This is a genomic window from Klebsiella sp. MBT K-1, from assembly GCF_002556465.1.
Classification (GTDB): domain Bacteria; phylum Pseudomonadota; class Gammaproteobacteria; order Enterobacterales; family Enterobacteriaceae; genus Klebsiella; species Klebsiella grimontii.
Window position 1 is genome coordinate 267830 of the sequence record NZ_PDEL01000004.1, and the last position, 25214, is coordinate 293043.

23 protein-coding genes are annotated in these 25214 nt (G+C 55.0%); 13 read left to right on the plus strand and 10 right to left on the minus strand.

All coding sequences use genetic code 11. From position 1 onward, the window contains the following. Positions 1–22: 22 nt before the first annotated feature. Entirely contained in the window at positions 23–718 is a 696-nt protein-coding gene (gene queC, locus CMQ96_RS07875) for a 7-cyano-7-deazaguanine synthase QueC (RefSeq protein ID WP_049086559.1), read from the plus strand. Between the two features lie 213 nt (positions 719–931). On the opposite strand, the gene CMQ96_RS07880 is transcribed toward queC, so the two are convergent. From CMQ96_RS07880 to bolA, 9 genes are all read right to left on the minus strand, one after another. Continuing rightward, on the minus strand, positions 932–1333 hold the full coding sequence (locus CMQ96_RS07880; RefSeq protein ID WP_004135982.1) for a YbgC/FadM family acyl-CoA thioesterase: 402 nt from the start codon (positions 1331–1333) through the stop codon (positions 932–934). Between the two features lie 110 nt (positions 1334–1443). Further along, complete coding sequence (locus CMQ96_RS07885) at positions 1444–1809, minus strand: helix-hairpin-helix domain-containing protein (RefSeq protein ID WP_024359043.1); 366 nt, start codon at positions 1807–1809, stop codon at positions 1444–1446. Between the two features lie 148 nt (positions 1810–1957). After that, positions 1958–3832, minus strand: a complete 1875-nt coding sequence (ppiD, locus tag CMQ96_RS07895; protein WP_049086560.1) for a peptidylprolyl isomerase — start codon at positions 3830–3832, stop codon at positions 1958–1960. Between the two features lie 213 nt (positions 3833–4045). Then, the gene (gene hupB / locus CMQ96_RS07900) at positions 4046–4318 is read right to left on the minus strand and encodes a nucleoid-associated protein HU-beta (protein ID WP_002444653.1); all 273 of its coding nucleotides are present in this window, start codon (positions 4316–4318) and stop codon (positions 4046–4048) included. A gap of 208 nt (positions 4319–4526) precedes the next feature. Beyond that, positions 4527–6881, minus strand: coding sequence for an endopeptidase La (lon, locus tag CMQ96_RS07905; RefSeq protein WP_004099539.1), 2355 nt, complete (start codon positions 6879–6881; stop codon positions 4527–4529). A 183-nt stretch (positions 6882–7064) separates the two neighbouring features. Next, positions 7065–8339 carry an ATP-dependent protease ATP-binding subunit ClpX gene (clpX, locus tag CMQ96_RS07910; RefSeq protein WP_004099538.1) on the minus strand — a complete coding sequence of 425 codons (1275 nt, stop codon included), beginning with the start codon at positions 8337–8339 and terminating at the stop codon, positions 7065–7067. A 132-nt stretch (positions 8340–8471) separates the two neighbouring features. Continuing rightward, positions 8472–9095, minus strand: coding sequence for an ATP-dependent Clp endopeptidase proteolytic subunit ClpP (gene clpP / locus CMQ96_RS07915; protein ID WP_003021624.1), 624 nt, complete (start codon positions 9093–9095; stop codon positions 8472–8474). Between the two features lie 315 nt (positions 9096–9410). Beyond that, positions 9411–10709, minus strand: coding sequence for a trigger factor (gene tig, locus CMQ96_RS07920; RefSeq protein WP_004129807.1), 1299 nt, complete (start codon positions 10707–10709; stop codon positions 9411–9413). 347 nt (positions 10710–11056) lie between these two features. Then, on the minus strand, positions 11057–11374 hold the full coding sequence (bolA, locus tag CMQ96_RS07935; protein ID WP_004133447.1) for a transcriptional regulator BolA: 318 nt from the start codon (positions 11372–11374) through the stop codon (positions 11057–11059). Positions 11375–11677: 303 nt separating this feature from the next. On the opposite strand from bolA, the gene CMQ96_RS07940 reads away from it, so the two are divergent. The 8 genes from CMQ96_RS07940 to CMQ96_RS07975 all read left to right on the plus strand — a co-directional run bounded on the left by CMQ96_RS07940 (position 11678) and on the right by CMQ96_RS07975 (position 19672). Beyond that, entirely contained in the window at positions 11678–12256 is a 579-nt protein-coding gene (locus CMQ96_RS07940; RefSeq protein WP_004129805.1) for a lipoprotein, read from the plus strand. Positions 12257–12301: 45 nt separating this feature from the next. After that, the gene (ampG, locus tag CMQ96_RS07945; RefSeq protein ID WP_024359045.1) at positions 12302–13777 is read left to right on the plus strand and encodes a muropeptide MFS transporter AmpG; all 1476 of its coding nucleotides are present in this window, start codon (positions 12302–12304) and stop codon (positions 13775–13777) included. A gap of 479 nt (positions 13778–14256) precedes the next feature. Further along, entirely contained in the window at positions 14257–15204 is a 948-nt protein-coding gene (gene cyoA, locus CMQ96_RS07950; protein ID WP_004129799.1) for a cytochrome o ubiquinol oxidase subunit II, read from the plus strand. A gap of 19 nt (positions 15205–15223) precedes the next feature. Then, entirely contained in the window at positions 15224–17215 is a 1992-nt protein-coding gene (gene cyoB, locus CMQ96_RS07955; protein ID WP_004133450.1) for a cytochrome o ubiquinol oxidase subunit I, read from the plus strand. Further along, complete coding sequence (locus CMQ96_RS07960) at positions 17205–17816, plus strand: cytochrome o ubiquinol oxidase subunit III (RefSeq protein WP_004129790.1); 612 nt, start codon at positions 17205–17207, stop codon at positions 17814–17816. The genes cyoB and CMQ96_RS07960 overlap by 11 nt, the downstream gene beginning before the upstream one ends. After that, positions 17816–18145 (plus strand): cytochrome o ubiquinol oxidase subunit IV, encoded by a 330-nt coding sequence (locus CMQ96_RS07965; protein ID WP_004099523.1) that lies wholly within the window; start codon positions 17816–17818, stop codon positions 18143–18145. The genes CMQ96_RS07960 and CMQ96_RS07965 overlap by 1 nt, the downstream gene beginning before the upstream one ends. Positions 18146–18156: 11 nt before the next feature. Then, positions 18157–19044, plus strand: a complete 888-nt coding sequence (cyoE, locus tag CMQ96_RS07970; RefSeq protein WP_004133451.1) for a heme o synthase — start codon at positions 18157–18159, stop codon at positions 19042–19044. Between the two features lie 295 nt (positions 19045–19339). Beyond that, the gene (locus tag CMQ96_RS07975) at positions 19340–19672 is read left to right on the plus strand and encodes a hypothetical protein (RefSeq protein ID WP_004133452.1); all 333 of its coding nucleotides are present in this window, start codon (positions 19340–19342) and stop codon (positions 19670–19672) included. Positions 19673–19717: 45 nt separating this feature from the next. Here the strand turns inward: CMQ96_RS07975 and CMQ96_RS07980 are convergent, their stop codons facing one another. After that, complete coding sequence (locus CMQ96_RS07980) at positions 19718–20476, minus strand: IclR family transcriptional regulator C-terminal domain-containing protein (RefSeq protein WP_004133453.1); 759 nt, start codon at positions 20474–20476, stop codon at positions 19718–19720. A 153-nt stretch (positions 20477–20629) separates the two neighbouring features. Here CMQ96_RS07980 and CMQ96_RS07985 point away from each other — a divergent pair, with 153 nt between their 5' ends. Genes CMQ96_RS07985 through CMQ96_RS08000 form a run of 4 tightly spaced genes read left to right on the plus strand, consistent with a single transcriptional unit; the run spans position 20630 to position 25172 of the window. Beyond that, positions 20630–21451, plus strand: a complete 822-nt coding sequence (locus tag CMQ96_RS07985; protein WP_024359047.1) for a shikimate dehydrogenase — start codon at positions 20630–20632, stop codon at positions 21449–21451. Then, complete coding sequence (locus CMQ96_RS07990) at positions 21448–23124, plus strand: FAD-dependent oxidoreductase (protein WP_049087386.1); 1677 nt, start codon at positions 21448–21450, stop codon at positions 23122–23124. Before CMQ96_RS07985 ends, CMQ96_RS07990 begins: the two co-directional genes overlap by 4 nt. A gap of 13 nt (positions 23125–23137) precedes the next feature. Further along, on the plus strand, positions 23138–23458 hold the full coding sequence (locus CMQ96_RS07995; protein ID WP_004133454.1) for an NIPSNAP family protein: 321 nt from the start codon (positions 23138–23140) through the stop codon (positions 23456–23458). A 10-nt stretch (positions 23459–23468) separates the two neighbouring features. Beyond that, complete coding sequence (locus CMQ96_RS08000) at positions 23469–25172, plus strand: FAD-dependent oxidoreductase (RefSeq protein WP_098066528.1); 1704 nt, start codon at positions 23469–23471, stop codon at positions 25170–25172. Positions 25173–25214: the final 42 nt, after the last annotated feature.

The window sequence follows — 25214 nt, forward strand, 5'->3', positions numbered from 1 at the left end:
ACTTCGATTGTCAGGAATTATCATGAAACGCGCCGTAGTTGTCTTCAGCGGAGGACAAGATTCGACGACCTGCCTGGTGCAGGCTCTGCAACAGTATGATGAAGTGCATTGCGTCACTTTTGATTATGGCCAACGCCACCGCGCGGAGATTGACGTTGCTCGCGAACTGGCGCTGAAGCTGGGGGCCGTCGCCCATAAGATCCTTGATGTCACGCTGCTTAACGAACTGGCGGTCAGCAGCCTGACCCGCGATAGCATTCCGGTTCCGGATTACGAGCCGGACGCCAGCGGTATCCCCAATACTTTTGTCCCCGGCCGCAACATTCTGTTTTTAACCCTGACGGCGATTTACGCGTATCAGGTTAAGGCGGAAGCGATTATCACCGGCGTTTGCGAGACCGATTTTTCGGGCTACCCGGACTGCCGCGACGAGTTCGTGAAAGCGCTGCACCATGCCGTCAGCCTCGGAATGGCGAAAGATATTCGCTTCGAGACGCCGCTGATGTGGCTTAACAAAGCCGAGACCTGGGCCTTAGCCGATTACTGGGGCCAGTTAGCGCTGGTGCGCCATGAAACCCTGACCTGCTATAACGGCATTAAAGGCGACGGCTGCGGGCAGTGCGCCGCCTGTAATCTACGCGCCAACGGCCTGAACCACTATCTTGGCGATAAGGTTGGCGTGATAACGGTGATGAAGCAGAAAACCGGGCTCCAGTAAGCGGTTATTTCCCGGCATCGCAGGCGGCAGAAGGCGCTGAGCCCGGTCAGATACGCAGCAGCGCCTTCGGGGAAATTGTGCAACTTTCTGCGCCCTCGCCCCGGGGGCGGCGCAATGCGCCTGCCCGGGCTACCGGAGCGCAGGCTACTGGGGACGTGTAGCCCGGACAGGTGCGCAGCACCGCCTCCGGGACATCCCCCTCCGGCTGGCCGGTTAACGAGGCTCAAGCTGCTCCAGCTTCTCCCGCAGTTCGCCCTCCAGCGGCAGCGCTTTCTGCGTTTTTAGATCGATACAGACAAACGTGATAAGCGCATCGGCGACCACTTCGCCGTTAGGATTGAGGGTGACCACCTGGCTTAACGTCCCGCTTTTTCCATTGAGCTTTTCGAGCTTGCTGGTGACGGTTAACACATCGCCCAGAACCGCCGGTCGGCGATAGTTGATATTGATATTCACCACCACAAAGGCGATGTTGCGCGCGGTCATCCACTGGAAAGCCGGGCTGCTTTCCAGACCATCCCAGCGCGCCTCTTCGAGAAACTCCAGATAACGCGCATTGTTGACGTGCTGATATACATCCAGATGATAGCCGCGAACTTTGATTTGAGTCTGCATAGCGCGAATGCCTTATCTTTAATTGTTGTTTTGAGGTCAGAGGTCACACCACTTGTGTGACCTCTTCATTCTGGCAAATAATAACGACTGTGCAAACTTCCGCTGAAAATTTACAGCTTCAGATGTGACAGGTTTCTCTCTACCAGCGAGTTGCCCATACCGGGGACCTGCTTAAGGTCGTCAACGGTTTTAAACGGCCCGTACTCTTCGCGATAGCTCACGATAGCCTGCGCTTTCTTCAGACCGACGCCATTCAACGCCTTAGCCAACTCCTCCGCGCTGGCGTGATTAATACTCACCCTGGTGCCTTCACTATCGGCCGCGTTTAACCCATCCGGCGCTTTTGCCTGCGGCGACTGCACGCTCTCCTTTACCGTCGCCGACGCTTTACCCGCAGAGGGCGCCGCCTGCGCTATCTGACTCCCCGCCGCGCAAACCAGTACCGCGGCAATAAGCGATTTCATTCCTCGTTTCATGCTGTTATCTCCTTGTTTGTTGACAGCAAGAGCACGATAACGACGAGGGAAAAAGAGTACAAAAGGCAAAATGCAGAAATGGAAAAGGCCGCGAAAGCAGCCTTTGAGGATTACATTACGTTACTTGCTTTTGCGAAGCAGCGCGAAATTATTGTTGCTGGTCGATAATGTCGCCGACCTTAATTTTGGCCGCTTTACGCAGGTTGCTCATCAGCGCTTCGAAAGCGATCTGGGCGTTATTCTGGGTGATCCCCTGAATCATCGCTTTTTTCTGCTCTTCCGGCATCGTACCCGCTTTCACTTCCTCCAGCGCCAGCAGCACCACGTTGCCCTGCAGATCGGAGCCCACGCCGTAGCTTGGCTTACCCGACTGCGGCAGCGGTAGCGCAAAGACTGACTGGCTCAGCGCTTCCTGACCGGTGCGTGACAGCGTCTGCGGCGCGCCAAAGCTCAGGCCCGCGGCTTTCATCGCTTCATCGCCTTTACCCTCTTTCAGGGCCGTCAGCAGCTTATCGGCGTCCAGCTTCGCCTGCTGTTCCGCTTTGTTGCGCTTAACGATATCGCTCACCTGCGCTTTCACATCCGCCAGTGGCTTAACCGCCTCCGCTTTATGCTCGCTGATGCGCAGAACAAACGCGCGATCGCCGTCAACGGTGATGATATCGGAGTTGCTGCCCGGCGTGCCGTTGTCGCCAACCAGACCGCCGTTGAAGATGGCTTCAGAGACCGGCTTGAAGTTCAGCTCTTGCGGCAGGTTGTCGCGGCCAAACCAGCCGGTTTCAACCACTTTCAGACCGGCAACCTGGGCGGCGCCCGCCAGCGACTCATTATCGTTGCTCGCCGCGTCGCTCACTTTCTGCTGCAGCGCGTAGTACGCATCCAGCGCTTTTTCCTGCTTCACTTTCGCCGCGATATCATCGCGAACCTCAGCCAGCGGTTTAACCTGCGCGGCCTGAACGTCATCCAGACGCGCCACCAGGAAACCGACGGAAGATTTAATTACGCCTGATAGCTGGCCTTTTTCTTTCAGACCGGCCTCTTTCAGCTCCGGCACGGTAGCCGCATCTTCCAGCCAGCCCATATCACCACCGTTGCGGGCAGAGATGATATCGGTTGATTTTTCTTTGGCCAGCGCGGCGAAGTCTGCGCCTTTCTTCAGCTCATCAAGCACCGCCTGAGCATCCGCTTCGGTTTTGGTCTGGATGATGCTGTAGCGGTTACGCTGCGGCTGTGTGAACTGATCCTGATGCTGGTCGTACCATGACTGAATTTCTTCGTCAGAGGCGTTTTCCTGCATGCTCGCAGCGTCCATCTTGATATAGCTTACGCGGAACTGCTCCGGGGCCATAAAACGCGCCTGATTCTGCTGGTAGAAGGCGTTGATTTCATCGTCGGTAGCGGTTTGCTTCGCCGCCAGCGCATTCACGTCGATAGTCGCTTCACGGACGACGCGCTGTTGAGAAACCAGCGCCGCCAGCTGGTCGGATTCGCCCGGCAGCATAAAGTCGGTACCGGCTACGGCGTTGATCAACTGCTGAGTCGTCAGCTGATTACGAAGCGCCTGCGCGTACTGATCCGTCGTCATCCCCATCTGATTAACGATACGGCTGAAGCGCTCGTTATCAAATTTGCCATCCGCCTGGAAAGCCTGGGTCTGGAAGATCGCCTGCTTGACCTGGTCATCGCTGATATTGAGACCGAGCTCACGGGCGTACTGATCGAGCAGCGCTTCGTCAATCAGACGGTTCAGCACCTGCTGACGCATGGTCTTCATGTAATTTTCATTAGCCGCCAGCTCTGAGAACTGGTCGCCAAGCTGCTGCTGCATGCGATTACGCTCGCTGGCAACGGCATTCTCAAACTGTGTGCGACCAATCTCCTGGTCATTAACTTTTGCGGCATAGTTGTTGCCACCGCCAATCAGGTAACCACTCACCCCGGTCAAAATGAACGAGACGATAATGATACCGAAAATAATCTTGAGCACGACGCTGTTGGCGGCCGTGCGTAGGTTGTCCATCATGGTGTAACAACGCTCCGCTGTAGATGACTTTAGCTCGCGCAGCATAGCATGTGATGGCCGCCGCGCGTGAGGACGTATTTTGACAAGAAAACGGGGTGATTGTCAGCCCACAAGTGCGTATAAACTCACATTAAGTCGCATTCTGGCAAATAAAAAAGGCACATCTTGCGATGCGCCCTTGTACTTCGTCACAGACCCCAGTGGGGAAGTCGATCAGTTTACCGCGTCTTTCAGCGCTTTACCTGCGCGGAAACCCGGAACTTTAGCAGCAGCAATGGTGATTTCTTTGCCTGTTTGCGGATTGCGACCAGTACGGGCAGCGCGCTCTTTAACAGCAAAAGTACCAAACCCTACCAGCGCAACGTCATCTCCAGCCTGCAGAGATTCAGTAACAGAAGCGATTAAAGCATCTAACGCACGTCCAGCTGCGGCTTTAGAAATGTCCGCACCGGCAGCAATTTTGTCAATCAGTTGAGATTTATTCACTGTTCTCTTCCTCTCTTTATAATTTATATCGCACCAGAATCCTTCGTGGCGCGACCGCGCAGCAGTTATATCAGGACTGTCATGCCCTTACAACAGAGTTGTAATTGACCCCCCTGCCAGCGATCTAAGTTAGCTACACAAAAAAAGGCTGGCAAGTACGAATTTACTTACCAGCCCTATTTTTCTTAGCGCTATTTGCGCGAAATCACTATTTTGCCGTGACGACTTCCATTCCAAACGGTTCGTTCTGCAGCGCAAGTGCCAGAACTTCCTCGATTCGTTTCACCGGATGGATATCTAAATCGGCGATAACGTTATCCGGAATTTCTTCAAGGTCGCGTTTATTTTCATCAGGAATCAGAACAGTCTTAATGCCGCCGCGATGCGCGGCCAACAGTTTTTCCTTCAGACCACCAATCGGCAATACCTGGCCACGGAGGGTAATCTCACCGGTCATCGCCACGTCGGCGCGTACCGGATTACCCGTCAGGCAGGAAACCAGCGCGGTGCACATCGCGATACCGGCGCTTGGACCATCCTTCGGCGTAGCGCCTTCCGGCACGTGAACGTGAATATCACGTTTTTCGTAAAAGTCTGAGTTAATACCCAGCTTATCCGCACGTGAACGAACCACCGTCAGCGCCGCCTGGATGGATTCCTGCATGACTTCACCCAGTGAACCGGTGTAGGTCAGTTTGCCTTTACCCGGAACGCAGGCGGTTTCAATGGTCAGCAGATCGCCGCCCACTTCCGTCCACGCCAGTCCGGTCACCTGACCTACGCGGTTTTCGCTATCCGCACGACCATAGTCGTAGCGCTGCACGCCAAGGAAATCGTGCAGGTTGTCGCCGTTAATCTCGATGTGTTTCAGCGACTTATCCAGCAGCAGCTGTTTCACCGCTTTGCGGCACAGTTTCGAGATTTCACGCTCCAGACCACGCACGCCCGCTTCACGGGTGTAGTAGCGAATGATGCCGATAATCGCGCTGTCATCCACCGTCAGCTCGCCTTTCTTGAGCGCGTTACGCTCAATCTGTTTTGACAGCAGATGGCGTTTGGCGATGTTTAGCTTCTCATCTTCGGTATAGCCGGAGAGGCGGATCACTTCCATACGATCCAGCAGCGGCGCCGGGATGTTCATGGAGTTAGAGGTCGCAACGAACATCACGTCGCTGAGATCGTAATCCACTTCCAGATAGTGGTCGTTAAAGGCCACGTTCTGTTCCGGATCCAACACCTCCAGCAGCGCCGAGGCCGGATCGCCGCGCATGTCAGAAGACATCTTGTCGATCTCATCCAGCAAGAACAGCGGGTTTTTAACGCCCACTTTAGCCATTTTCTGGATCAGTTTGCCCGGCATTGAGCCAATATAGGTACGGCGGTGACCGCGGATTTCCGCTTCATCACGCACGCCGCCCAGCGCCATACGCACATATTTGCGTCCAGTTGCTTTGGCGATGGATTGGCCGAGAGAGGTTTTACCTACCCCCGGAGGCCCAACCAGGCACAGGATCGGCCCTTTGAGCTTGTTAACACGGCTCTGCACCGCGAGGTACTCAAGAATGCGATCCTTCACGCGCTCAAGGCCGTAGTGATCGGTATCGAGGATCTCCTGAGCCTGACGCAGGTCTTTTTTAACCTTGCTGCGAGCGTTCCACGGTACCTGCACCATCCAGTCGATGTAGCCGCGAACGACGGTCGCTTCCGCCGACATCGGGGACATCATTTTCAGTTTTTGCAGTTCCGCTTCGGTTTTCTCTTTTGCCTCTTTCGGCATTTTCGCCGCGTCGATCTTACGCTTCAGCGCTTCGTTCTCGTCCGGGGCGTCGTCCATCTCGCCGAGCTCTTTTTGAATGGCTTTCATTTGCTCATTCAGATAGTACTCGCGCTGAGATTTCTCCATCTGCTTTTTCACGCGGTTGCGAATACGCTTCTCCACCTGCAGCAGATCGATTTCCGACTCCATCATCGCCATCAGATATTCCAGACGCTCGTTAACGTCGGACATCTCCAGCACGGACTGTTTGTCCGCCAGCTTCAGCGGCATATGCGCAGCGATGGTATCCGCCAGACGCGCCGGATCGTCGATGCTATTGAGCGACGTCAGCACTTCCGGAGGGATTTTTTTGTTCAGCTTGATGTAGCCTTCAAACTGGCTGATAGCGGTACGAACCAGCACTTCCTGCTCGCGTTCGTCAATCGCCGGCGATTCAAGATATTCCGCTTTCGCCGAAAAATGCTCGCCGTTATCAGACAGCGCAGAGATGCGCGCGCGCTGCAAACCTTCGACCAGCACTTTAACAGTACCGTCCGGTAGCTTCAGCATTTGCAAAATAGACGCCACGGTCCCGACGGTGAAAAGATCGTTTACACCCGGCTCATCCGTCGAGGCTTCTTTCTGCGCAACCAGCATGATTTTTTTATCATGGTCCATGGCTGCTTCGAGACAACGGATAGATTTTTCCCGCCCTACAAACAGGGGTATGACCATGTGCGGATAAACCACCACATCGCGCAACGGCAATACGGGGATTTCAATGCGTTCAGAACGCTCAGGATTCATAGAGCTCTCTCTTAGTTTAAAGTCCGCCAGGTAGCCGACGACGCAACTCAACGACGCGTCGCCGTTAATATGTAAACCAGTATATGGGGATGTATTCCATACATTCAACGGCGGGAATGCAGGAAAAATAAAAGGGGAGATAAAATCCCCCCTTTTTGTTAACTGCTTGAGCAAACTGGTTAATTATTCACCAGACGCCTGCTGTGCTTCCGGTTTGCCGTAAATCAGCAGCGGCTTGCTCTGACCATCGATAACCGAAGCGTCGATAACCACTTTTTCCACGTCTTCCATTGACGGAAGATCGTACATGGTATCGAGCAGCGCGGCTTCAACGATAGAACGCAGGCCACGAGCGCCGGTTTTACGCGCCATCGCTTTCTTCGCGATAGCGTCCAGCGCTTCGTCGCGGAACTCCAGCTCAGCGCCTTCAAGGCTGAACAACGCCTGATACTGCTTAGTCAGGGCGTTTTTCGGCTCTTTGAGGATCTGAATCAGTGCTTCTTCGCTCAGCTCGCTCAGGGTCGCCACGACCGGCAGACGGCCAATGAACTCAGGAATCAGACCAAACTTGATCAGATCTTCCGGTTCAACCTGAGACAGCAGTTCACCTTCGCTGGCTTTATCGGACTTCGCCTTCACCGTCGCGCCGAAACCAATGCCGGAGCCGGTTTCTACACGGTGGGAAATGACCTTATCCAGACCGGCAAACGCGCCGCCGCAGATAAACAGGATTTTAGAGGTATCAACCTGCAGGAACTCCTGCTGCGGATGCTTACGCCCGCCCTGCGGCGGAACCGCGGCCACGGTACCTTCAATAAGCTTCAGCAGCGCCTGCTGCACGCCTTCGCCGGAAACATCGCGGGTGATCGACGGGTTATCCGATTTACGGGAAATTTTGTCAATCTCATCAATGTAGACGATACCGCGCTGGGCTTTCTGTACGTCGTAGTCGCACTTCTGCAGCAGTTTCTGGATGATGTTCTCCACGTCCTCACCCACGTAACCGGCTTCGGTCAGGGTGGTGGCATCCGCCATGGTGAAAGGCACATCCAGCAGACGCGCCAGGGTTTCCGCCAGCAGCGTTTTACCGGAGCCGGTCGGCCCGATCAGCAGAATGTTGCTTTTACCCAGTTCAACGCCGTTGCTGGTGTCGCCATTGCGCAGACGTTTGTAGTGATTGTATACCGCCACCGCCAGCACTTTTTTCGCCGGCTCCTGGCCGATAACGTAATCGTCCAGATGGTGGCGAATTTCGTGGGGAGTCGGCAATGCACTGCGCTCGCGATGCGGCGCGACTTCTTTAATTTCTTCGCGAATGATGTCGTTACATAAATCAACGCATTCGTCGCAGATATACACGGACGGCCCGGCGATTAGCTTACGCACTTCATGCTGGCTTTTGCCGCAAAAAGAGCAGTACAACAGTTTGCCCGAACCATCTTTGCGTTTATCTGTCATGAGTCCAAACCTCTTATTAAGTTCTTTGTGCCGCACACGACGACGCAAATGCCATTCTCAGGCGCAAACCGCTGGTAAGCGTTGTGCCGCCCTCTTACAAACAAGTATAGCGGCCCCCTTGCGCCCGGGGCATCAATTACGATGAGTCAAAATGGAGTCGACGAGGCCGTATTCCACTGCTTCTGAGGCAGACAGGAAACGATCGCGCTCGGTATCACGCTCGATCTGCTCAAGGGATTGACCCGTATGATGTGCCATCAGTTCATTCATGCGGCCTTTCACTTTCAGGATTTCGCGGGCGTGGATTTCGATATCCGTCGCCTGGCCCTGATAGCCGCCCAGCGGCTGGTGAATCATCACGCGGGAGTTCGGCAGGCAGAAACGCTTACCTTTAGCCCCTGCGGTCAGCAGGAAGGCGCCCATCGAAGCCGCCTGCCCCATACAAATGGTGCTGACGTCCGGTTTGATGAACTGCATCGTGTCGTAAATCGACATCCCGGCGGTAATCACGCCGCCCGGAGAGTTAATGTACAGATAGATATCTTTTTCCGGGTTTTCCGCTTCCAGAAACAGCATCTGCGCCACGATCAGGTTAGCCATGTGATCTTCTACCTGGCCGGTCAGAAAAATGACGCGCTCCTTGAGCAGACGGGAGTAAATATCAAATGAACGTTCGCCGCGTGAGGTCTGTTCAATGACCATCGGCACCAGGGCCATATGGGGTGCAAAGTTGTCTCGTTCGCCACTGTATGACATTTCCGTCTCCTGGATTAATTTGAAAAAAACCGCTGCACTGATTGTAACCTTACGGACGGATTATCAGCCAGAATTTCTGCCGTTGGGCAGAAGTGCATAGATGCACGCTTCATTACGGCGCATGGTTATGCCACTGCAGTTACGTCTCCCGGTTATGGGGATGACGTTGCCTTAATTCAAGCATAACAATCTTTTGTCGTAACGCTATCACTGAAATCGCCTTTTCGCACGTATCCTAAGGCTATCATTGCAATAAAAAAACCCGCGGCCTTTCGGCAACGGGTTTTTACTCAAACCTTAAACCTTGGGGCGAAATTACGCCTGCTGGTTCATCAGTTCGCTGAAGGAAGTGGCTTTTTCAGACACTTTCGCTTTCGCCAGCACGGCTTCAACAGCCTGCTCTTCCAGCGCGACGTTGCGCATGTTGTCCATCAGCTCTTTGTTTTTGCTGTAGAACTCAACCACTTCTTTCGGATCTTCGTAAGCAGAAGCCATCTCTTCGATCAGGCCTTTCACGCGATCTTCGTCAGCTTTCAGCTCGTTGGTGCGAATCACTTCGCCCAGCAGCAGGCCAACAACAACGCGGCGTTTAGCCTGCTCTTCGAACAGCTCACGCGGCAGTTCCAGAGCCTGTTGTTCGTTACCGCCGAAACGCTGAGCAGCCTGGCGGCGCAGAACGTCGATTTCGCTGTCAATCAGCGCGGCTGGAACGTCGATATCGTTCGCTTTAACCAGACCTTCGATAGCCTGAGATTTCACGCGGTTACGCACGGCGCCTTTCAGCTCGCGCTCCATGTTTTTACGCACTTCAGCGCGCAGACCGGCGACGGAACCATCTTCAACGCCGAAACGCTTGATGAATTCTTCAGTCAGCTCCGGCAGTTCACGTTCTTCAACTTTCTTCAGGTTGATAACGAACTTAGCCGCTTTACCTTTCAGGTTTTCAGCGTGGTACTCTTCCGGGAAGGTTACGTCGATGGTGAACTCTTCGCCAGCTTTGTGACCTTTGATACCGTCTTCAAAGCCCGGGATCATACGACCCTGGCCCATCGCCAGTACGAAGTCAGAAGCTTTGCCGCCTTCGAACTCTTCGCCGTCAACGGAACCGGTGAAATCAACGGTAACGCGATCTTCGGCATCAACAGCGCCGTCTTTATCTTTCCAGTTAGCCTGCTGCTTGCGCAGAGTATCCAGCATGGTGTCAACGTCAGCGTCGGTCACTTCAACAACCGGTTTTTCAACTTCGATCGCTTCCAGACCCTGCAGTTCAACTTCCGGATAAACTTCGAACTCGACCGCGTAGGTGAAATCTTCACCCAGCTTGTATTCGCCCGGAACATAGTTCGGCGCGCCGGCCGGATTAATTTTTTCTTTGATGATCGCGTCAACGAAGTTACGGCTCATCAGGTCACCCAGCACGTCCTGGCGAACAGATGCGCCATAACGCTGAGCAACAACATTCATCGGCACTTTGCCTTTACGGAAGCCGTCAATGCGAACTTTTTTCGCTACGTTGACCAGCTCGCTTTTGACAGCATTCTCGATGCTGTCAGCGGCGATAGTAATCGTTACACGGCGCCCAAGGCCCTGAGTGGTTTCAACTGAAACTTGCATCTTGTTACCTCAAAAAAATCACAGTGCTCGGTCAACTCTGGAAGCGCGAACAGGTTGCTTCGCAGAACCGGGATGCCCTCTTCAAATCAGAAACACATTCCCTGTCGTCAGAATCATCCCGAAGACATTCATAATAAAAGACGCGGCATTATAGCGGCATCACTTTTGTGAGTCGAGAACGGTTGTCGCCCACTGCTGCGGCTTTTTTCACATTTCCCGAGCAAATTTGCCTGTAAAAAGGCGCAAACTGCACATTTTCCAGGCAAAACAAAACGGCCCGCAGGCCGTTTTCTCATAAATCTTCACGCAACATACTGGAAAAGCTCCAGCGGTTGCAAATGCGATTTCTACGCGATACTTCCAGCCCCGCGACACGGAGGAGAAGCAAAGACGGTATCCTGTAGCCCTTCCCACTCTTTGATTGTGTAGGTATGCAACGCCAGAGCGTGCACGGTGCTTGATAGTTCCTCAGTCAACGTTCCGTAAATCATACGGTGACGATTAAGAAAACGCTCGCCAAGGAAGCGATCGCTCACCAACACCACTTTAAAATGACTTTCAGAGCCCGCAGGAACGTTGTGGCGATAACTTTCATCCACGACTTCAAGATACACCGGGTCGAACGCTGCCCTAAGTTTTGCTTCGATCTGTTCACGTATCATCATGAATTTTCTCCTCCGACAACGCTGTATTGCCGCCATTCCCTTTAAATGTTAGCCGCTTTTACCGCTTCCATTGGGCGAAAACAACAAAAAATTGGCATTCCTCTGATATTTTCACGCAAAAGTATCGGCTTTACTGGTTCGGTATCCTGAAAGCCCCGCCTGAGTTGCGATATGCGATGCCGCAAGGACAGAAAACGCACAAGACGATGAATTTACATGCGTTGCCACTTCCCCTTGCCGTTGGCGATGTTATGATGGCGGGAATTGTCCTCATTACTACTCCCATGCGTTGAGACCCTGAACATGTTTAAGAAAATTCTTTTGCCTTTGGTCGCGCTGTTTATGCTGGCCGGATGCGCCACTCCGCCGACCACTATTGATGTATCACCGAAAATCACCCTGCCGCAGCAGGATCCCAGCCTGATGGGCGTGACCGTCAGCATTAACGGCGCCGATCAGCGCCCGGATCAGGCGCTGGCGAAAGTCACTCGCGATAACCAACAGGTTACGCTGACCGCTTCCCGCGACCTGCGTTTCTTACTGCAGGAAGTCCTTGAAAAACAGATGACCTCGCGTGGCTATATGATTGGTCCGAACGGCGCCGTTGACCTGCAAATCATCGTCAATAAACTGTACGCCGACGTTTCTCAGGGTAACGTGCGTTACAACATCGCCACCAAAGCCGATATCGCCATTATCGCCACCGCCGCCAACGGCAACAAGATGACCAAAAACTATCGTGCCAGCTACTCTGTTGAAGGCGCATTTCAGGCCTCAAACAAGAATATCGCCGATGCGGTTAATAGCGTGATGACCGATACCATTAGCGATATGGCGCAGGACACCAGCATTCACGATTTCATCAAGCAAAACGCTCGTTAATTTAAGCGGCAGACCCGGCCCCGCGTCGGGTCTGCACGACAAGACATGTCCAATCATTACTTACGCATTTTTACGCAGCCAAAATCAGCGATCCTGCTGATTCTTGGTTTTGCGTCTGGATTACCGCTCGCCCTGACCTCAGGCACGCTGCAGGCGTGGATGACCGTTGAAAATATCGATCTGAAAACCATCGGTTTTTTCTCTCTCGTCGGCCAGGCCTACGTCTTTAAGTTCCTCTGGTCGCCGCTGATGGACCGCTACACGCCGCCGTTTCTTGGCCGTCGTCGCGGCTGGCTGCTGGCTACCCAATTTCTGTTACTGATTGCCATTGCGGCGATGGGATTCCTTGAACCCTCCACGCAGCTGCGCTGGATGGCGGCGCTGGCGGTCGTCATCGCCTTTTGCTCCGCGTCTCAGGATATCGTGTTTGACGCGTGGAAAACTGACGTGCTGGCCGCGGAAGAGCGAGGCACCGGCGCGGCAATCAGCGTGCTGGGCTATCGTCTGGGGATGCTGGTCTCCGGCGGACTGGCGCTATGGCTGGCCGACCGCTGGCTAGGATGGCAGGGAATGTACTGGCTGATGGCCGCGCTGCTGATCCCCTGCATTATCGCCACGCTGCTGGCCCCGGATCCCAGCGACGTCATTCCTGTGCCGAAAACGCTGGAACAGGCGGTTGCCGCACCGCTTCGCGACTTCTTCGGTCGCAATAACGCCTGGCTAATCCTGCTGCTTATCGTCCTTTATAAGCTTGGCGATGCGTTTGCCATGAGCCTGACCACCACATTCCTGATTCGCGGCGTCGGTTTCGATGCTGGCGAAGTGGGGATGGTCAATAAAACGCTCGGCCTGTTCGCCACCATTGTCGGCGCCCTGTACGGCGGCGTGCTTATGCAGCGCCTGACCTTATTCCGCGCGCTACTGATTTTCGGCGTGCTGCAAGGGGTATCCAACGCCGGATATTGGCTGCTATCTATTACCGATAAACACCTTTTCTCCATGGCGACGGCGGTATTTTTCGAAAACCTGTGCGGCGGGATGGGCACTGCGGCATTCGTCGCGCTGCTGATGACGCTGTGCAACAAATCCTTTTCAGCCACCCAGTTTGCCCTGCTCTCGGCGCTTTCCGCCGTCGGGCGCGTTTACGTCGGCCCTATCGCCGGCTGGTTCGTCGAGGCTCACGGCTGGCCTGCCTTCTATCTTTTTTCCGTCGTTGCCGCTGTGCCGGGTATTTTGCTGCTGTTAATTTGTCGGCGTACCCTGGAACACACCCAGCGGTCAGCGAGCTTTATGCCGCGTACGTTCTTTCCTCAGATCTACGGGCTGGCTTTAATGATTCTGGCGGTTGGCTGCCTGATGCTGGCGGTATGGCTGGTGCTGCTGGTGTTCAACGCGCTGGATTACACCAATTTCTCCTTCCTCGCGGGCCTGCTGGAGATCGCCGTACTCACCGCCGTTGCGGGTATTTTACTCGGCGCTTTCCTTGACTACCTGGCATTACGCAAAACCGAGCTGATTTAATCGTTACAGAAACGTTAGTGGACGTTGTAATTACCAAGCGTAATTATAACGTCTTATTAACGATTTTATATTCATGGCGCTGAGTTTGTTGTTTTGTGCGTTTTAGATTTCTGGAAATTATTGACAATTTTTATGCGAATCTTTAAATAATTTAAACGATTCAGCTTTACTGTTTTTATTTTCCGCTTTTATGATGTCTTTTATTTGATAATTAATTGTTAATTATTTGTTTTGTTTTGCAGGTGGTTATGCTCATTCTCTTATAAACCCCTTGGTTCTTATCCCTTTCGTTATCAATCCCGCGTAAATCAAGCTTTGCAAGGGATAATGTCACACTCCGTAACATATGTGACAAGGCAAGCAGAAGCCACTAACATAGAACAGACACAGCTCCAACTATGTTTACAGTAATGCAACCTTCCCGTAAAATGCCCGTACACTTTAAGCGCCACCAGATTCCGTGGAATTGAGGTCGTTCAATGAGACTTAGGAAATACAATAAAAGTTTGGGATGGATGTCATTAATCGCAGGCACTGTATTACTCAGTGGTTGTGATTCTGCACTCCTCGACCCAAAAGGACAGATTGGACTGGAGCAACGCTCTCTGATTCTGACGGCCTTCGGCCTGATGATGATCGTCGTTATTCCAGCCGTCTTGATGGCAGTAGGATTTGCCTGGAAGTATCGTGCGAGCAATAAAGATGCGAAGTATAGCCCGAACTGGTCACACTCCAACAAAGTTGAAGCTGTGGTCTGGACGGTTCCTATCCTGATCATCCTGTTCCTGGCCGTTCTGACCTGGAAAACAACTCACGCATTAGAGCCGAGCAAACCGCTTGCTCACGATGAAAAACCTATCACTATCGAAGTCGTTTCGATGGACTGGAAATGGTTCTTCATCTATCCGGAACAAGGTATTGCTACCGTCAACGAAATCGCCTTCCCGGCGAACGTACCGGTACACTTCAAAGTGACCTCCAATTCCGTGATGAACTCGTTCTTTATCCCACGTTTAGGTAGCCAGATTTACGCAATGGCCGGGATGCAGACTCAGCTGCACCTCATCGCGAATGAAGCTGGTACTTACGACGGTATCTCCGCCAGCTATAGCGGCCCGGGCTTCTCTGGAATGAAGTTCAAAGCTATCGCCACGCCGGATCGTGCAACCTTCGATCAGTGGGTAGCGAAAGCCAAACAGTCTGCGAATACCATGGATTCCATGGAAACATTCGACAAACTGGCTGCGCCTAGCGAATACAACAAAGTGGAATACTTCTCTAACGTGAAACCGGATTTGTTTAAAGATGTTGTTAACAAATTTATGTCTCACGGTAAGAGCATGGATATGACCCAACCCGAGGGCGAGCACGCAGCGCACGAAGGAATGGAAGGCATGGACATGAGCCACGCGGAAACCGCTCACTAAGGGGCCGAGGAAGAAAACGATGTTCGGAAAACTTACACTGGATGCAGTGCCCTACCATGAACCCATTATTGTGGTTACGGTGGCTGCAATTATCATTGGGGGACTGGCGCTTCTGGCAGCCATCACTTACTTCGGTAAGTGGTCCTACCTTTGGAACGAGTGGCTGACTTCGGTTGACCACAAACGTCTCGGTATCATGTACGTTATCGTAGCAATCGTTATGTTGCTGCGTGGCTTTGCTGACGCCGTTATGATGCGTAGCCAGCAGGTGCTGGCCTCGGCCGGGGAAGCAGGTTTCCTGCCGCCTCACCACTACGATCAGATCTTTACCGCCCACGGCGTTATCATGATCTTCTTCGTAGCGATGCCGTTTGTTATCGGTCTGATGAACCTGGTGGTTCCGCTGCAGATCGGCGCACGCGACGTTGCTTTCCCCTTCCTTAACAACCTGAGCTTCTGGTTCACCGTTGTGGGCGTGATTCTGGTTAACCTCTCTCTGGGCGTCGGTGAATTCGCGCAGACCGGTTGGCTGGCCTATCCGCCGCTGTCGGGAATCGAGTACAGTCCGGGCGTCGGGGTCGATTACTGGATCTGGGCTCTCCAGCTATCCGGTATTGGTACAACGCTTACCGGTATTAACTTCTTCGTAACGATTATCAAGATGCGTGCCCCTGGCATGACCATGTTCAAGATGCCGGTGTTTAGCTGGGCATCTCTGTGCGCCAACATCCTGATTATCGCCTCCTTCCCAATTCTGACCGTCACCGTCGCGCTGCTGACCCTGGACCGCTACCTGGGCACCCATTTCTTTACCAACGATATGGGTGGCAACATGATGATGTACATCAACCTGATTTGGGCCTGGGGTCACCCGGAAGTGTACATTCTGGTTCTGCCGGTATTCGGCGTCTTCTCCGAAATCGCCGCGACCTTCTCGCGTAAGCGTCTGTTTGGCTACACCTCGCTGGTATGGGCAACAGTGTGTATTACCGTTCTGTCGTTCATCGTTTGGCTGCACCACTTCTTTACTATGGGTGCGGGCGCGAACGTAAACGCCTTCTTCGGTATTACGACCATGATCATCGCTATCCCGACCGGGGTTAAGATCTTCAACTGGCTGTTTACCATGTACCAGGGCCGCATCGTCTTCAACTCAGCAATGCTGTGGACGATTGGCTTTATCGTGACCTTCTCCGTAGGTGGTATGACCGGCGTTCTGCTGGCGGTACCGGGCGCAGACTTCGTGCTGCACAACAGCCTGTTCCTGATCGCGCACTTCCATAACGTCATCATCGGCGGCGTGGTGTTCGGTTGCTTCGCAGGTCTGACCTACTGGTGGCCGAAAGCCTTTGGCTTCACCCTGAACGAAACCTGGGGCAAACGCGCTTTCTGGTTCTGGATCATCGGCTTCTTCGTCGCGTTTATGCCGCTGTACGTGCTGGGCTTCATGGGTATGACCCGTCGCCTGAGCCAGCAGATTGACCCGCAGTTCCACCCGATGCTGGTTGTTGCAGCCTGCGGCGCGGCGCTGATCGCCTGCGGTATCCTCTGCCAGCTGATTCAGTTCTACGTGTCTATCCGCGATCGCGAGCAGAACCGTGACCTGACCGGCGACCCGTGGGGCGGCCGTACGCTGGAGTGGGCAACCTCTTCTCCTCCACCGTTCTACAACTTCGCTATCGTTCCTGTGGTTCACGAGCGTGACGCGTTCTGGGAAATGAAAGAGAAAGGCGACGCGTACAAGAAACCGGCTGGCTATGAAGAGATTCATATGCCGAAAAACAGCGGCGCGGGCATCGTTATTGCTGCTTTCGCAACGGTGTTTGGTTTCGCAATGATCTGGCACATCTGGTGGCTGGCAATTGCAAGCTTCGTCGGTATCCTGGCGACCTGGATTATTAAGAGCTTTGACGAGGACGTGGATTACTACGTGCCGGTTGCAGTAGTCGAAAAACTGGAAAATCAGCATTTCGATGAGATTAACAAAGCAGGGCTGAAAAATGGCAACTGATACTCTTGCGCATAACGCCCACGCGCACGAACACGGGCACCATGATACAGGACCGATGAAGGTATTCGGTTTCTGGATCTACCTGATGAGCGACTGCATTATCTTCGCCACTCTGTTCGCGACCTATGCCGTTCTGGTGAACGGCACGGCGGGCGGACCGACCGGTAAAGATATCTTTGAACTGCCGTTCGTTCTGGTTGAAACCGCGCTGCTGCTGTTCAGCTCCATCACCTACGGCATGGCGGCTATCGCCATGTACAAAAACAACAAGAGCCAGGTGGTTTCCTGGCTTGCGCTGACCTTCCTCTTCGGGGCAGGGTTCATCGCGATGGAACTCTATGAATTCCATCACCTGATTGTTGAAGGTATGGGTCCGGATCGCAGCGGCTTCCTGTCAGCGTTCTTCGCGCTGGTCGGTACCCACGGTCTGCACGTGACCTCTGGTCTGATCTGGATGGCGGTGCTGATGGTACAGGTTTCTCGTCGCGGCCTGACCAACACTAACCGCACCCGTATCATGTGCCTGAGTCTGTTCTGGCACTTCCTGGACGTCGTGTGGATCTGCGTGTTCTCTGTTGTTTATCTGATGGGGGCGATGTAATGAGTCATTCTACCGATCATAGCGGCGCTTCTCACGGCAGCGTGAAGAGCTACATGACAGGTTTCATCCTGTCGATCATTCTGACGGTTATCCCGTTTGCAATGGTGATGAGTGGCTCCGCATCGCATGCGGCTATTCTGGGAACCATCCTGGTCACTGCAGTTGTGCAGATTGTCGTACACCTCGTGTACTTCCTGCACATGAACAGTAAATCGGACGAAGGTTGGAACCTGACCGCATTTATCTTCACCGTAATCATCATTGCTATCGTAGTTGTCGGTTCCATCTGGATTATGTGGAACCTGAACTACAACATGATGATGCACTAAGAGCGGCGAGTATGTTTAAGCAATACCTGCAAGTAACGAAACCAGGCATTATTTTTGGCAACCTGATCTCCGTGATTGGCGGTTTCCTGCTGGCCTCAAAGGGCCACATAGACTATCCGCTTTTCATCTGGACGCTCCTCGGAGTATCCCTGGTGGTCGCCTCGGGTTGTGTTTTCAACAACTATATCGACCGTGATATCGATCGTAAGATGGAACGGACGAAAAACCGGGTGCTGGTCAAAGGGCTGATCTCGCCAGAAGCTTCGCTGGTATACGCCACCCTGCTGGGTATTGCTGGCTTCATGCTGCTGTGGTTTGGCGCTAATCCCCTCGCCTGCTGGCTGGGGGTGATGGGGTTTGTGGTTTATGTCGGCGTTTACAGCCTGTACATGAAGCGCCACTCCGTCTACGGCACGCTGATTGGTTCTCTCTCCGGCGCTGCGCCGCCGGTGATTGGCTACTGTGCGGTGACCGGTGATTTTGACAGCGGCGCCGCTATTCTGCTGGCTATTTTTAGCCTGTGGCAGATGCCTCACTCTTACGCTATCGCGATTTTCCGCTTCAAGGATTATCAGGCGGCGAACATTCCGGTACTGCCGGTAGTGAAAGGTATTTCAGTGGCTAAAAACCATATTACCGTCTACATCATCGCCTTTACCGTTGCGACGCTGATGCTCTCTCTGGGCGGCTACGCCGGATATAAATATCTGGTTGTCGCTGCGGCAGTGAGCGTCTGGTGGCTGGGGATGGCGCTGCGCGGATACAAAGTGGCGGATGATAAAGTTTGGGCGCGTAAGCTGTTCGTCTTTTCCATCGTCGCCATTACCGCGCTGTCGGTGATGATGTCCGTCGACTTTATGGTGCCGGATTCACATAACCTGCTGACGATGGTCAGATAAGACCACCTTCTGCAAACGCTCAGCAGCCTCCGCTCGCAAGACCGGGGGCTGTTTTTTTATCACGCAACCTATTGTCCCTCCCCTCCCCCAGGTTCTCTTCAGATAAAAATCATCTTTATCGGTTCATCTCCAGTCCAGCGTTATCAATCATTCAATGATGATGTTCATATAAAAATGATAAAGAAATCAGCATCCGGGGGAGGTTGCCATCTGGTTTACCTCTATTTAGCGGTGTTAGCCTTTCGCGGTGAGTACGGTGCTCACTGATGACAATCCGTTGAATAAAGGAATAAAAATGAAAGAGTTAACTTTTAATGAAATGGAATATATTTCCGGTGGTTTTAATCTGCTGAATGCGGCTACTGGCTTTACCAGCTTTGTCGTCAACTCCGGGCTTGGCTTCGGATCTTTTGTCGCCACCTCAGGAGCCTCTTTCGCGAATTTTGTGATTGATAGCGCCGTAGAATTTGGCAAGTTCGTTATCGGTCAGTCGAACTGGAACACCTTTGTGTCTGCGGGGTTGGATAACTGGAATGGCTTTGTGAACACTGCCGCCAATAGCTGGTCAACCTTCGTGAACAACGCTGGAGCGGACTGGAATAGCTTTATCGACGGCGCGAAAGCCTGATATATCGGGCAGGTTCCGTTCAGAACCTGCCTGCCTCTTCCGCGGCTATCCAACCAACATCGCCTGGGCGCTATAGAGCAAATCCAGATGCTCGCGGCACAGGGCTTCAATCGAGGTTCTTGACTGATGGCTGGTTAAGCTCAGCGCTCCCCAGTAGATCCCTTCCCGGTCTGACAGCGGTACGGCCAGTACCAGCATGCCAATTTCAAACTCTTGCTCAATTGCGGCATATCCCTGGCGGCGCACCTGGGCGATCTTCTCCATCAGGGCCGTAACGTCGGTTACCGTATAGGGCGTGCGCTGTTCGCGTTTGATCCGTTGCAAAACGGTTTCGCACTCGGCTTCCGCTAATGACGCCAGCCAGAGCCGCCCGCCGGCGGTACAGTAAATCGGCACCCTCTCACCCAGACGCACTGAGGTCGAATTAAACGGCGTGTGCTTACTGCGCGCGATATACACCAGCTCATCATCATCTATCACCCCCACCGAAGCGTGCTCTTCCGTCCGGCTGGCGATGTACTCAACGATCGGCCGTACCATGCGCGGGAACTGCGCCGAGTCAACATACGCCTGCCCCAGCCTTAACGCTTTGGGCGTCAGCCAGTAGTAGCGTCCGTCGGTTTGCAGGTAGCGCTCGTGCAGCAGAGTAAGGAAAAACCGCCGCGCGGCGCTTTGCGTCAGGCCGCTCATTTTCGCCGCCTGCGGCACGGTGAGTCGCGGGTGCTCTTTTGAAAATAGCTGGATCAGCGCCAGCCCCTTTTGCAGGCCGACGATCAGATCGCGGGGATGAATCTGGTTTTGCATACTTGTTCACACTTTCGCAACAATAAGATCGGTTTAGCGCGATTATCGCAGTGGTGGTGCGATTAACAACCAGTATGGCCGAATTCTGCGTTGTCGCTCTCAGCTTCCGCTGAAATACTTTCACAACATTCATTTAACAAAATGAGGTTTGAAATGGTCAGTGGATTCACTCAGGTCGTCGCCGTCATCGGTCACCCGATTACCCAGGTTAAATCGCCGGAGAATTTCAACCGCTACTTTGCCGACCAGCAGATGGACAGCGTCATGATCCCGGTGGATATCGCCCCGCAAGCCGTTGCTGACTATCTGCAGGCGCTACGCGGCTGGCATAACATGAGCGGCGTGCTGGTCACCGTTCCGCACAAACAGCGCGCCGCCGCCCTGGTCGATGAGTTAACCCCGCGAGCGCAGCATCTCAATGCCGTCAACGTCATCCGTAAGCTGGCCGATGGCCGTTTACAGGGCGACATGCTCGACGGCGTCGGCTTCCAGCTTGCCGCAGAGGCGCACGGCTTTAACGCCGCAGGTAAAAAAGCGCTGCTCTCAGGCTGCGGCGGCGTCGGCAGCGCCATCGCGTGGGGGCTTTGCGAAGCGGGCCTCCGTCAACTGGCGCTTTATGACCCGAATCCCGCCACGCTTCAGCTGCTGCATAACCGGCTGGCCACCCATTTTCCGCACGTTCACCTAACCGATCTGCCCGCGACGCTCAACGGTCTGGATGTGCTGGTGAACGGTTCTCCGGCGGGAATGGCCGGTTTCGATCCATTACCGCTGCCGCAAACGCTGCTGGAAACGCTGCCGGTATCAGCGCATGTCGCGGACGTGGTAACCGCCCCGGTTATCACCCCGCTTCTGGCCTTCGCCCGGGATCGCGGCTGCGCGATTCAGACCGGGCCGGAAATGGCGCTGGCGCAGATGAAATTAATGGGGCAGTTCATTGGCGCCATTGCGCAGGAACAGGGAGCGGCGGCATGAAAAGCTGGGACGTCATCGTTATCGGCAGCGGCGCCGCAGGCTTTGCCGCGGCGGTGACCGCCTGCTGTAAGGGGCTGTCGGTGCTGATGCTGGAAAAAGCCCCGCAGTTCGGCGGCACCTCCGCCATTTCCGGCGGCGCGGTGTGGATCCACGATAGCGATCAGGCGCGGAAAATGGCCGCAGGCGGCAGCCCGCAGGAAATCGAAACCTATCTGCGGACCATCATCGGTGAGCCCAACTATCGTCAGGATCTGATCGAAGCCTTTATCGCTTCGGGACGCGAGGCGCTGGCGTTTCTGGAAAAAGAGGAGGCGGTGAAATATAGCCTGCGTCCGCTTTCTCCGGATTATTACCCGGATGAACCCGGTGCCGTCGACGTCGGGCGGGCGCTGGAGGTGGTGGAGTTTGACGGGCGAGAACTGGGTGAGCATTTTCGCGACCTCCGCTCTCCTCCACCGGGGATGCTGCTGTTTGGCGGGATGATGGTCAATCGCATCGATATCCAACACTTTCTTGATATGCGCCGCTCCCTTAGCTCGTTCGCGCACTGCGGCAGACTGCTGCTGCGCTATGGTCGCGATCGTCTCCGGCACCATCGGGGCACTCGCCTGGCGATGGGCAACGCGCTGATCGCCCGCATGGCGACGCTCGCTTTCCGCAAAGGCATGCAGCTCAGACTCAACGTCAACGTGCTTTCACTGAGCGAACGCAATGGCGAGGTGACCGGCGTAGAAATTGAGCACGAGGGTCAAAAGCAGGCTCTTGAAGCCCGCTGCGGCGTGGTGCTGGCAGCCGGAGGTTTTGCCGCAGGCAAGCTGGCTGAACGCTATCGCCCCCAGACCCGCGAGCACTATACCATGTCCCCCGCTGCCAACGACGGCGCCGCGCTGCGCCTTGCCGCCGCGCTCAATGCCCGCGAAGGCGCTGACCTGCCGTCTAACTTTTTCTGGGCGCCGGTCTCCGTTTTACACCATGCCGATGGCACGCAGGAGCGCTTCCCTCACCTGGTCACCGATCGCGCCAAACCCGGCGTGATTGCCGTCAACCAGCGCGCGGTGCGCTTCGTAAATGAATCCAACTCTTATCACCACTTCGCCAGCGCCATGCAAAGCCGGGCAGAAAACGCCCCCTGCTTTCTGATTTGCGACGCCCTTGCCATGAAGCGCTACGGCCTCGGCCTGGCGCGCCCTGCCCCGGTAAATAATGACGCGCTGGTGAAAGCGGGCTATCTGCACAAGGCCGATACGCTGTCAGAGCTGGCGCAGCGCCTCGGACTCGATCCGCAAACCCTCGGGGAAACGGTGGCGCGCTATAACCGCGACGCCGCTCAGGGCCAGGATGCGGAATTCGCTAAAGGCGGCAACAGCTATAACCGCGCGATGGGCGACCCCGGCCACCGGCCAAACGCCTGTAACGCCCCGCTGACCCGCGCGCCGTTTTATGCCGTCACCCTCTATACCGGCGATCTCGGTACCTCGCGCGGTCTGGTGACTACCGCCGATGCTCAGGTGATTAACCAGCAGGGTGAACCGATTAAAGGCCTCTACGCCGTGGGTAACGATATGAATTCGATGATGGCCGGAACCTATCCCGGCCCCGGCATTACGCTCGGCCCGGCGCTGACCTTCGGCTATCTCTCAGCCAGCCATATGGCGCAACAACACGCACTGTAAACAGGAGAAAATCATGATCTATGAAAAACGCACCTACACCATCAATCCGCTGAAAATGGCCGACTGGCTGGCGCTGTACAAAAGCGATGCTTACGCCGTGCAAACCGAGCATCTCGGTAAGCTCATCGGCTTCTTCTTTACCGAAATTGGCGTGGTCAATCAGGTGGTGCACATCTGGGCCTACGAGAGCCTCGACGATCGCCTGGCGCGTCGGGCGCGTATGGCGCAGGACGAACGCTGGCTGACGTTCTCGCGCAAAAACCGCGAGCTGGCTGCCGTCGAGCGCCTGGAGTCGGTTCTTCTGCGCCCCACTGATTTTTCACCTCTGCAATAAGGAGTCGGTCATGGGCGGGCAGATAAACGTGGATGTTCTGGTGGTCGGCTCCGGCGCGGCGGGGCTCTCTGCCGCCGTCACCGCCGCGCTCGGCGGCGCCAGCGTGCTGGTTGCGGAGAAGGAGTCGGTTATTGGCGGCACCAGCGCCTGGTCCGGCGGCTGGCTATGGATCCCGCGTAATCCGCTGGCGCGAGAGGAGGGTATTGAAGAAGAACCCGGTTCACCGCTCACTTATTTACGCCATGAAATGGACGGCGAGCCTGCCGATGCGCGTCTGCTCGCCTACTTACAGTACGGACCGGAGATGATCGACTTTTTCCGCCGCCGCACCGCCGTGCAGTTTCTTTCCGGCAGCAAAATGCCCGATTTTCACGCTTCACCGGGCGCTGCGCTGGGCGGCCGCTCGGTCACGGCGCAGCCTTTTGACGGACGGCTGTTGGGCGACTGGCTGCATCGCCTGCGGCCTCCGCTGGAGACCATCAGCCTCGCGGGGATGGGCATTGCCGGCGGCACGGATATGGCGCACTTTTTTAACGCCACCCGCTCATCGCGCTCGGCGCTGTACGCCACCTGTCGCCTGCTTCGCCACGGCTGGCAGCGGCTGCGCGCCGGTCGCGGACAGCATCTGGTTAACGGCAATGCGCTGGTCGCCCGCCTCCTGCGTTCGGCGCTGGATGCGGGGGTGAATTTTCAGCTTAACGCGCCGGTAGAACGTCTGCTCGCCGACAACAACGGCGTGACGGGCGCGATATTACGTAGCGACAGCGGCGCGCTGGAGGTTCGCGCCGGCGCGGTGATCCTCGCCTGCGGAGGCTTTCCCCACGACAGACAGCGTCTGGCCGAACAGGTTCCGCACGCCGCCAGCGGCTACGGCCACTTTTCCGCCGCGCCTCCGGGGAACCAGGGTGATGGCATTCGGCTCGGCGAAACGGTCGGCGGTCAGTTTGATCATTCGCTCAGACACCCGATGGCCTGGGCGCCGGTGTCGCGCGTTACCCTCGCCAGCGGAGTGCAGCTCCCCTTTCCGCATCTGGTTGAACGCGCGAAGCCTGGCTTTATTGCCGTTTTGCCCAACGGCAAACGCTTCACCAATGAGGCCGACTCTTATCATGATTTTATTGCCGCGCTGCTGGACTCGACGCCGCCGGGCGAAACGCCGCAGGCGTGGCTGATTGCCGACAGCCGGGCGCTCCGGCGCTACGGATTGGGCCATGCTCGCCCCTTCCCGTTTACCCCAGAGGCCTGGCGCAGGACCGGATATCTGCAGACGGGCGAAACGCCGGAAGCGCTGGCAAAAGCCTGCGCCATTAATCCGCAGCAGCTAACGGAAACAATCGCCCGGTTTAACGACTTTGTAGACCAGGGCGAGGATAAGGATTTTCAGCGCGGCGCGTCGGCATACAACCGCGCGCAGGGCGATGCCAGCCGCTCTCCGCACCCAACGCTTGGGAAACTCAGCCATGCGCCTTTTTATGCGGTACGCATTTTGCCCGGCTCGCTGGGCTCCTTCAGCGGATTAATCACCGATGAAAATGCGCGGGTTCTCAACGCGCAGCAGCAGCCGATTCAGGGGCTTTTCGCCATCGGCAACGACATGTCGAGCGTGATGCGGGGATTCTATCCCAGCGGCGGTATCACGCTGGGTCCGGCGATGACCTTTGGTTATCTGGTCGGAAAAAACCTGGCAGCAAATATAAATAAAACAACGCAGTAAAAGCATTTCACCAGGGACGGCAATACGCATAACAACAACAAC

Bases quoted from the DNA above. Each gene is read 5' to 3' on its own strand.
- CMQ96_RS07960 (WP_004129790.1), top strand. From the start codon at position 17,205: ATGGCAACTGATACTCTTGCGCATAACGCCCACGCGCACGAACACGGG.
- CMQ96_RS07985 (WP_024359047.1), top strand. From the start codon at position 20,630: ATGGTCAGTGGATTCACTCAGGTCGTCGCCGTCATCGGTCACCCGATT.
- cyoE (WP_004133451.1), top strand. From the start codon at position 18,157: ATGTTTAAGCAATACCTGCAAGTAACGAAACCAGGCATTATTTTTGGC.
- CMQ96_RS08000 (WP_098066528.1), top strand. From the start codon at position 23,469: ATGGGCGGGCAGATAAACGTGGATGTTCTGGTGGTCGGCTCCGGCGCG.
- CMQ96_RS07980 (WP_004133453.1), bottom strand. From the start codon at position 20,476: ATGCAAAACCAGATTCATCCCCGCGATCTGATCGTCGGCCTGCAAAAG.
- cyoA (WP_004129799.1), top strand. From the start codon at position 14,257: ATGAGACTTAGGAAATACAATAAAAGTTTGGGATGGATGTCATTAATC.
- bolA (WP_004133447.1), bottom strand. From the start codon at position 11,374: ATGATGATACGTGAACAGATCGAAGCAAAACTTAGGGCAGCGTTCGAC.
- CMQ96_RS07990 (WP_049087386.1), top strand. From the start codon at position 21,448: ATGAAAAGCTGGGACGTCATCGTTATCGGCAGCGGCGCCGCAGGCTTT.
- clpP (WP_003021624.1), bottom strand. From the start codon at position 9,095: ATGTCATACAGTGGCGAACGAGACAACTTTGCACCCCATATGGCCCTG.
- CMQ96_RS07975 (WP_004133452.1), top strand. From the start codon at position 19,340: ATGAAAGAGTTAACTTTTAATGAAATGGAATATATTTCCGGTGGTTTT.
- CMQ96_RS07995 (WP_004133454.1), top strand. From the start codon at position 23,138: ATGATCTATGAAAAACGCACCTACACCATCAATCCGCTGAAAATGGCC.
- clpX (WP_004099538.1), bottom strand. From the start codon at position 8,339: ATGACAGATAAACGCAAAGATGGTTCGGGCAAACTGTTGTACTGCTCT.
- queC (WP_049086559.1), top strand. From the start codon at position 23: ATGAAACGCGCCGTAGTTGTCTTCAGCGGAGGACAAGATTCGACGACC.
- lon (WP_004099539.1), bottom strand. From the start codon at position 6,881: ATGAATCCTGAGCGTTCTGAACGCATTGAAATCCCCGTATTGCCGTTG.
- tig (WP_004129807.1), bottom strand. From the start codon at position 10,709: ATGCAAGTTTCAGTTGAAACCACTCAGGGCCTTGGGCGCCGTGTAACG.
- CMQ96_RS07940 (WP_004129805.1), top strand. From the start codon at position 11,678: ATGTTTAAGAAAATTCTTTTGCCTTTGGTCGCGCTGTTTATGCTGGCC.
- cyoB (WP_004133450.1), top strand. From the start codon at position 15,224: ATGTTCGGAAAACTTACACTGGATGCAGTGCCCTACCATGAACCCATT.
- CMQ96_RS07885 (WP_024359043.1), bottom strand. From the start codon at position 1,809: ATGAAACGAGGAATGAAATCGCTTATTGCCGCGGTACTGGTTTGCGCG.
- CMQ96_RS07880 (WP_004135982.1), bottom strand. From the start codon at position 1,333: ATGCAGACTCAAATCAAAGTTCGCGGCTATCATCTGGATGTATATCAG.
- CMQ96_RS07965 (WP_004099523.1), top strand. From the start codon at position 17,816: ATGAGTCATTCTACCGATCATAGCGGCGCTTCTCACGGCAGCGTGAAG.
- ampG (WP_024359045.1), top strand. From the start codon at position 12,302: ATGTCCAATCATTACTTACGCATTTTTACGCAGCCAAAATCAGCGATC.
- ppiD (WP_049086560.1), bottom strand. From the start codon at position 3,832: ATGATGGACAACCTACGCACGGCCGCCAACAGCGTCGTGCTCAAGATT.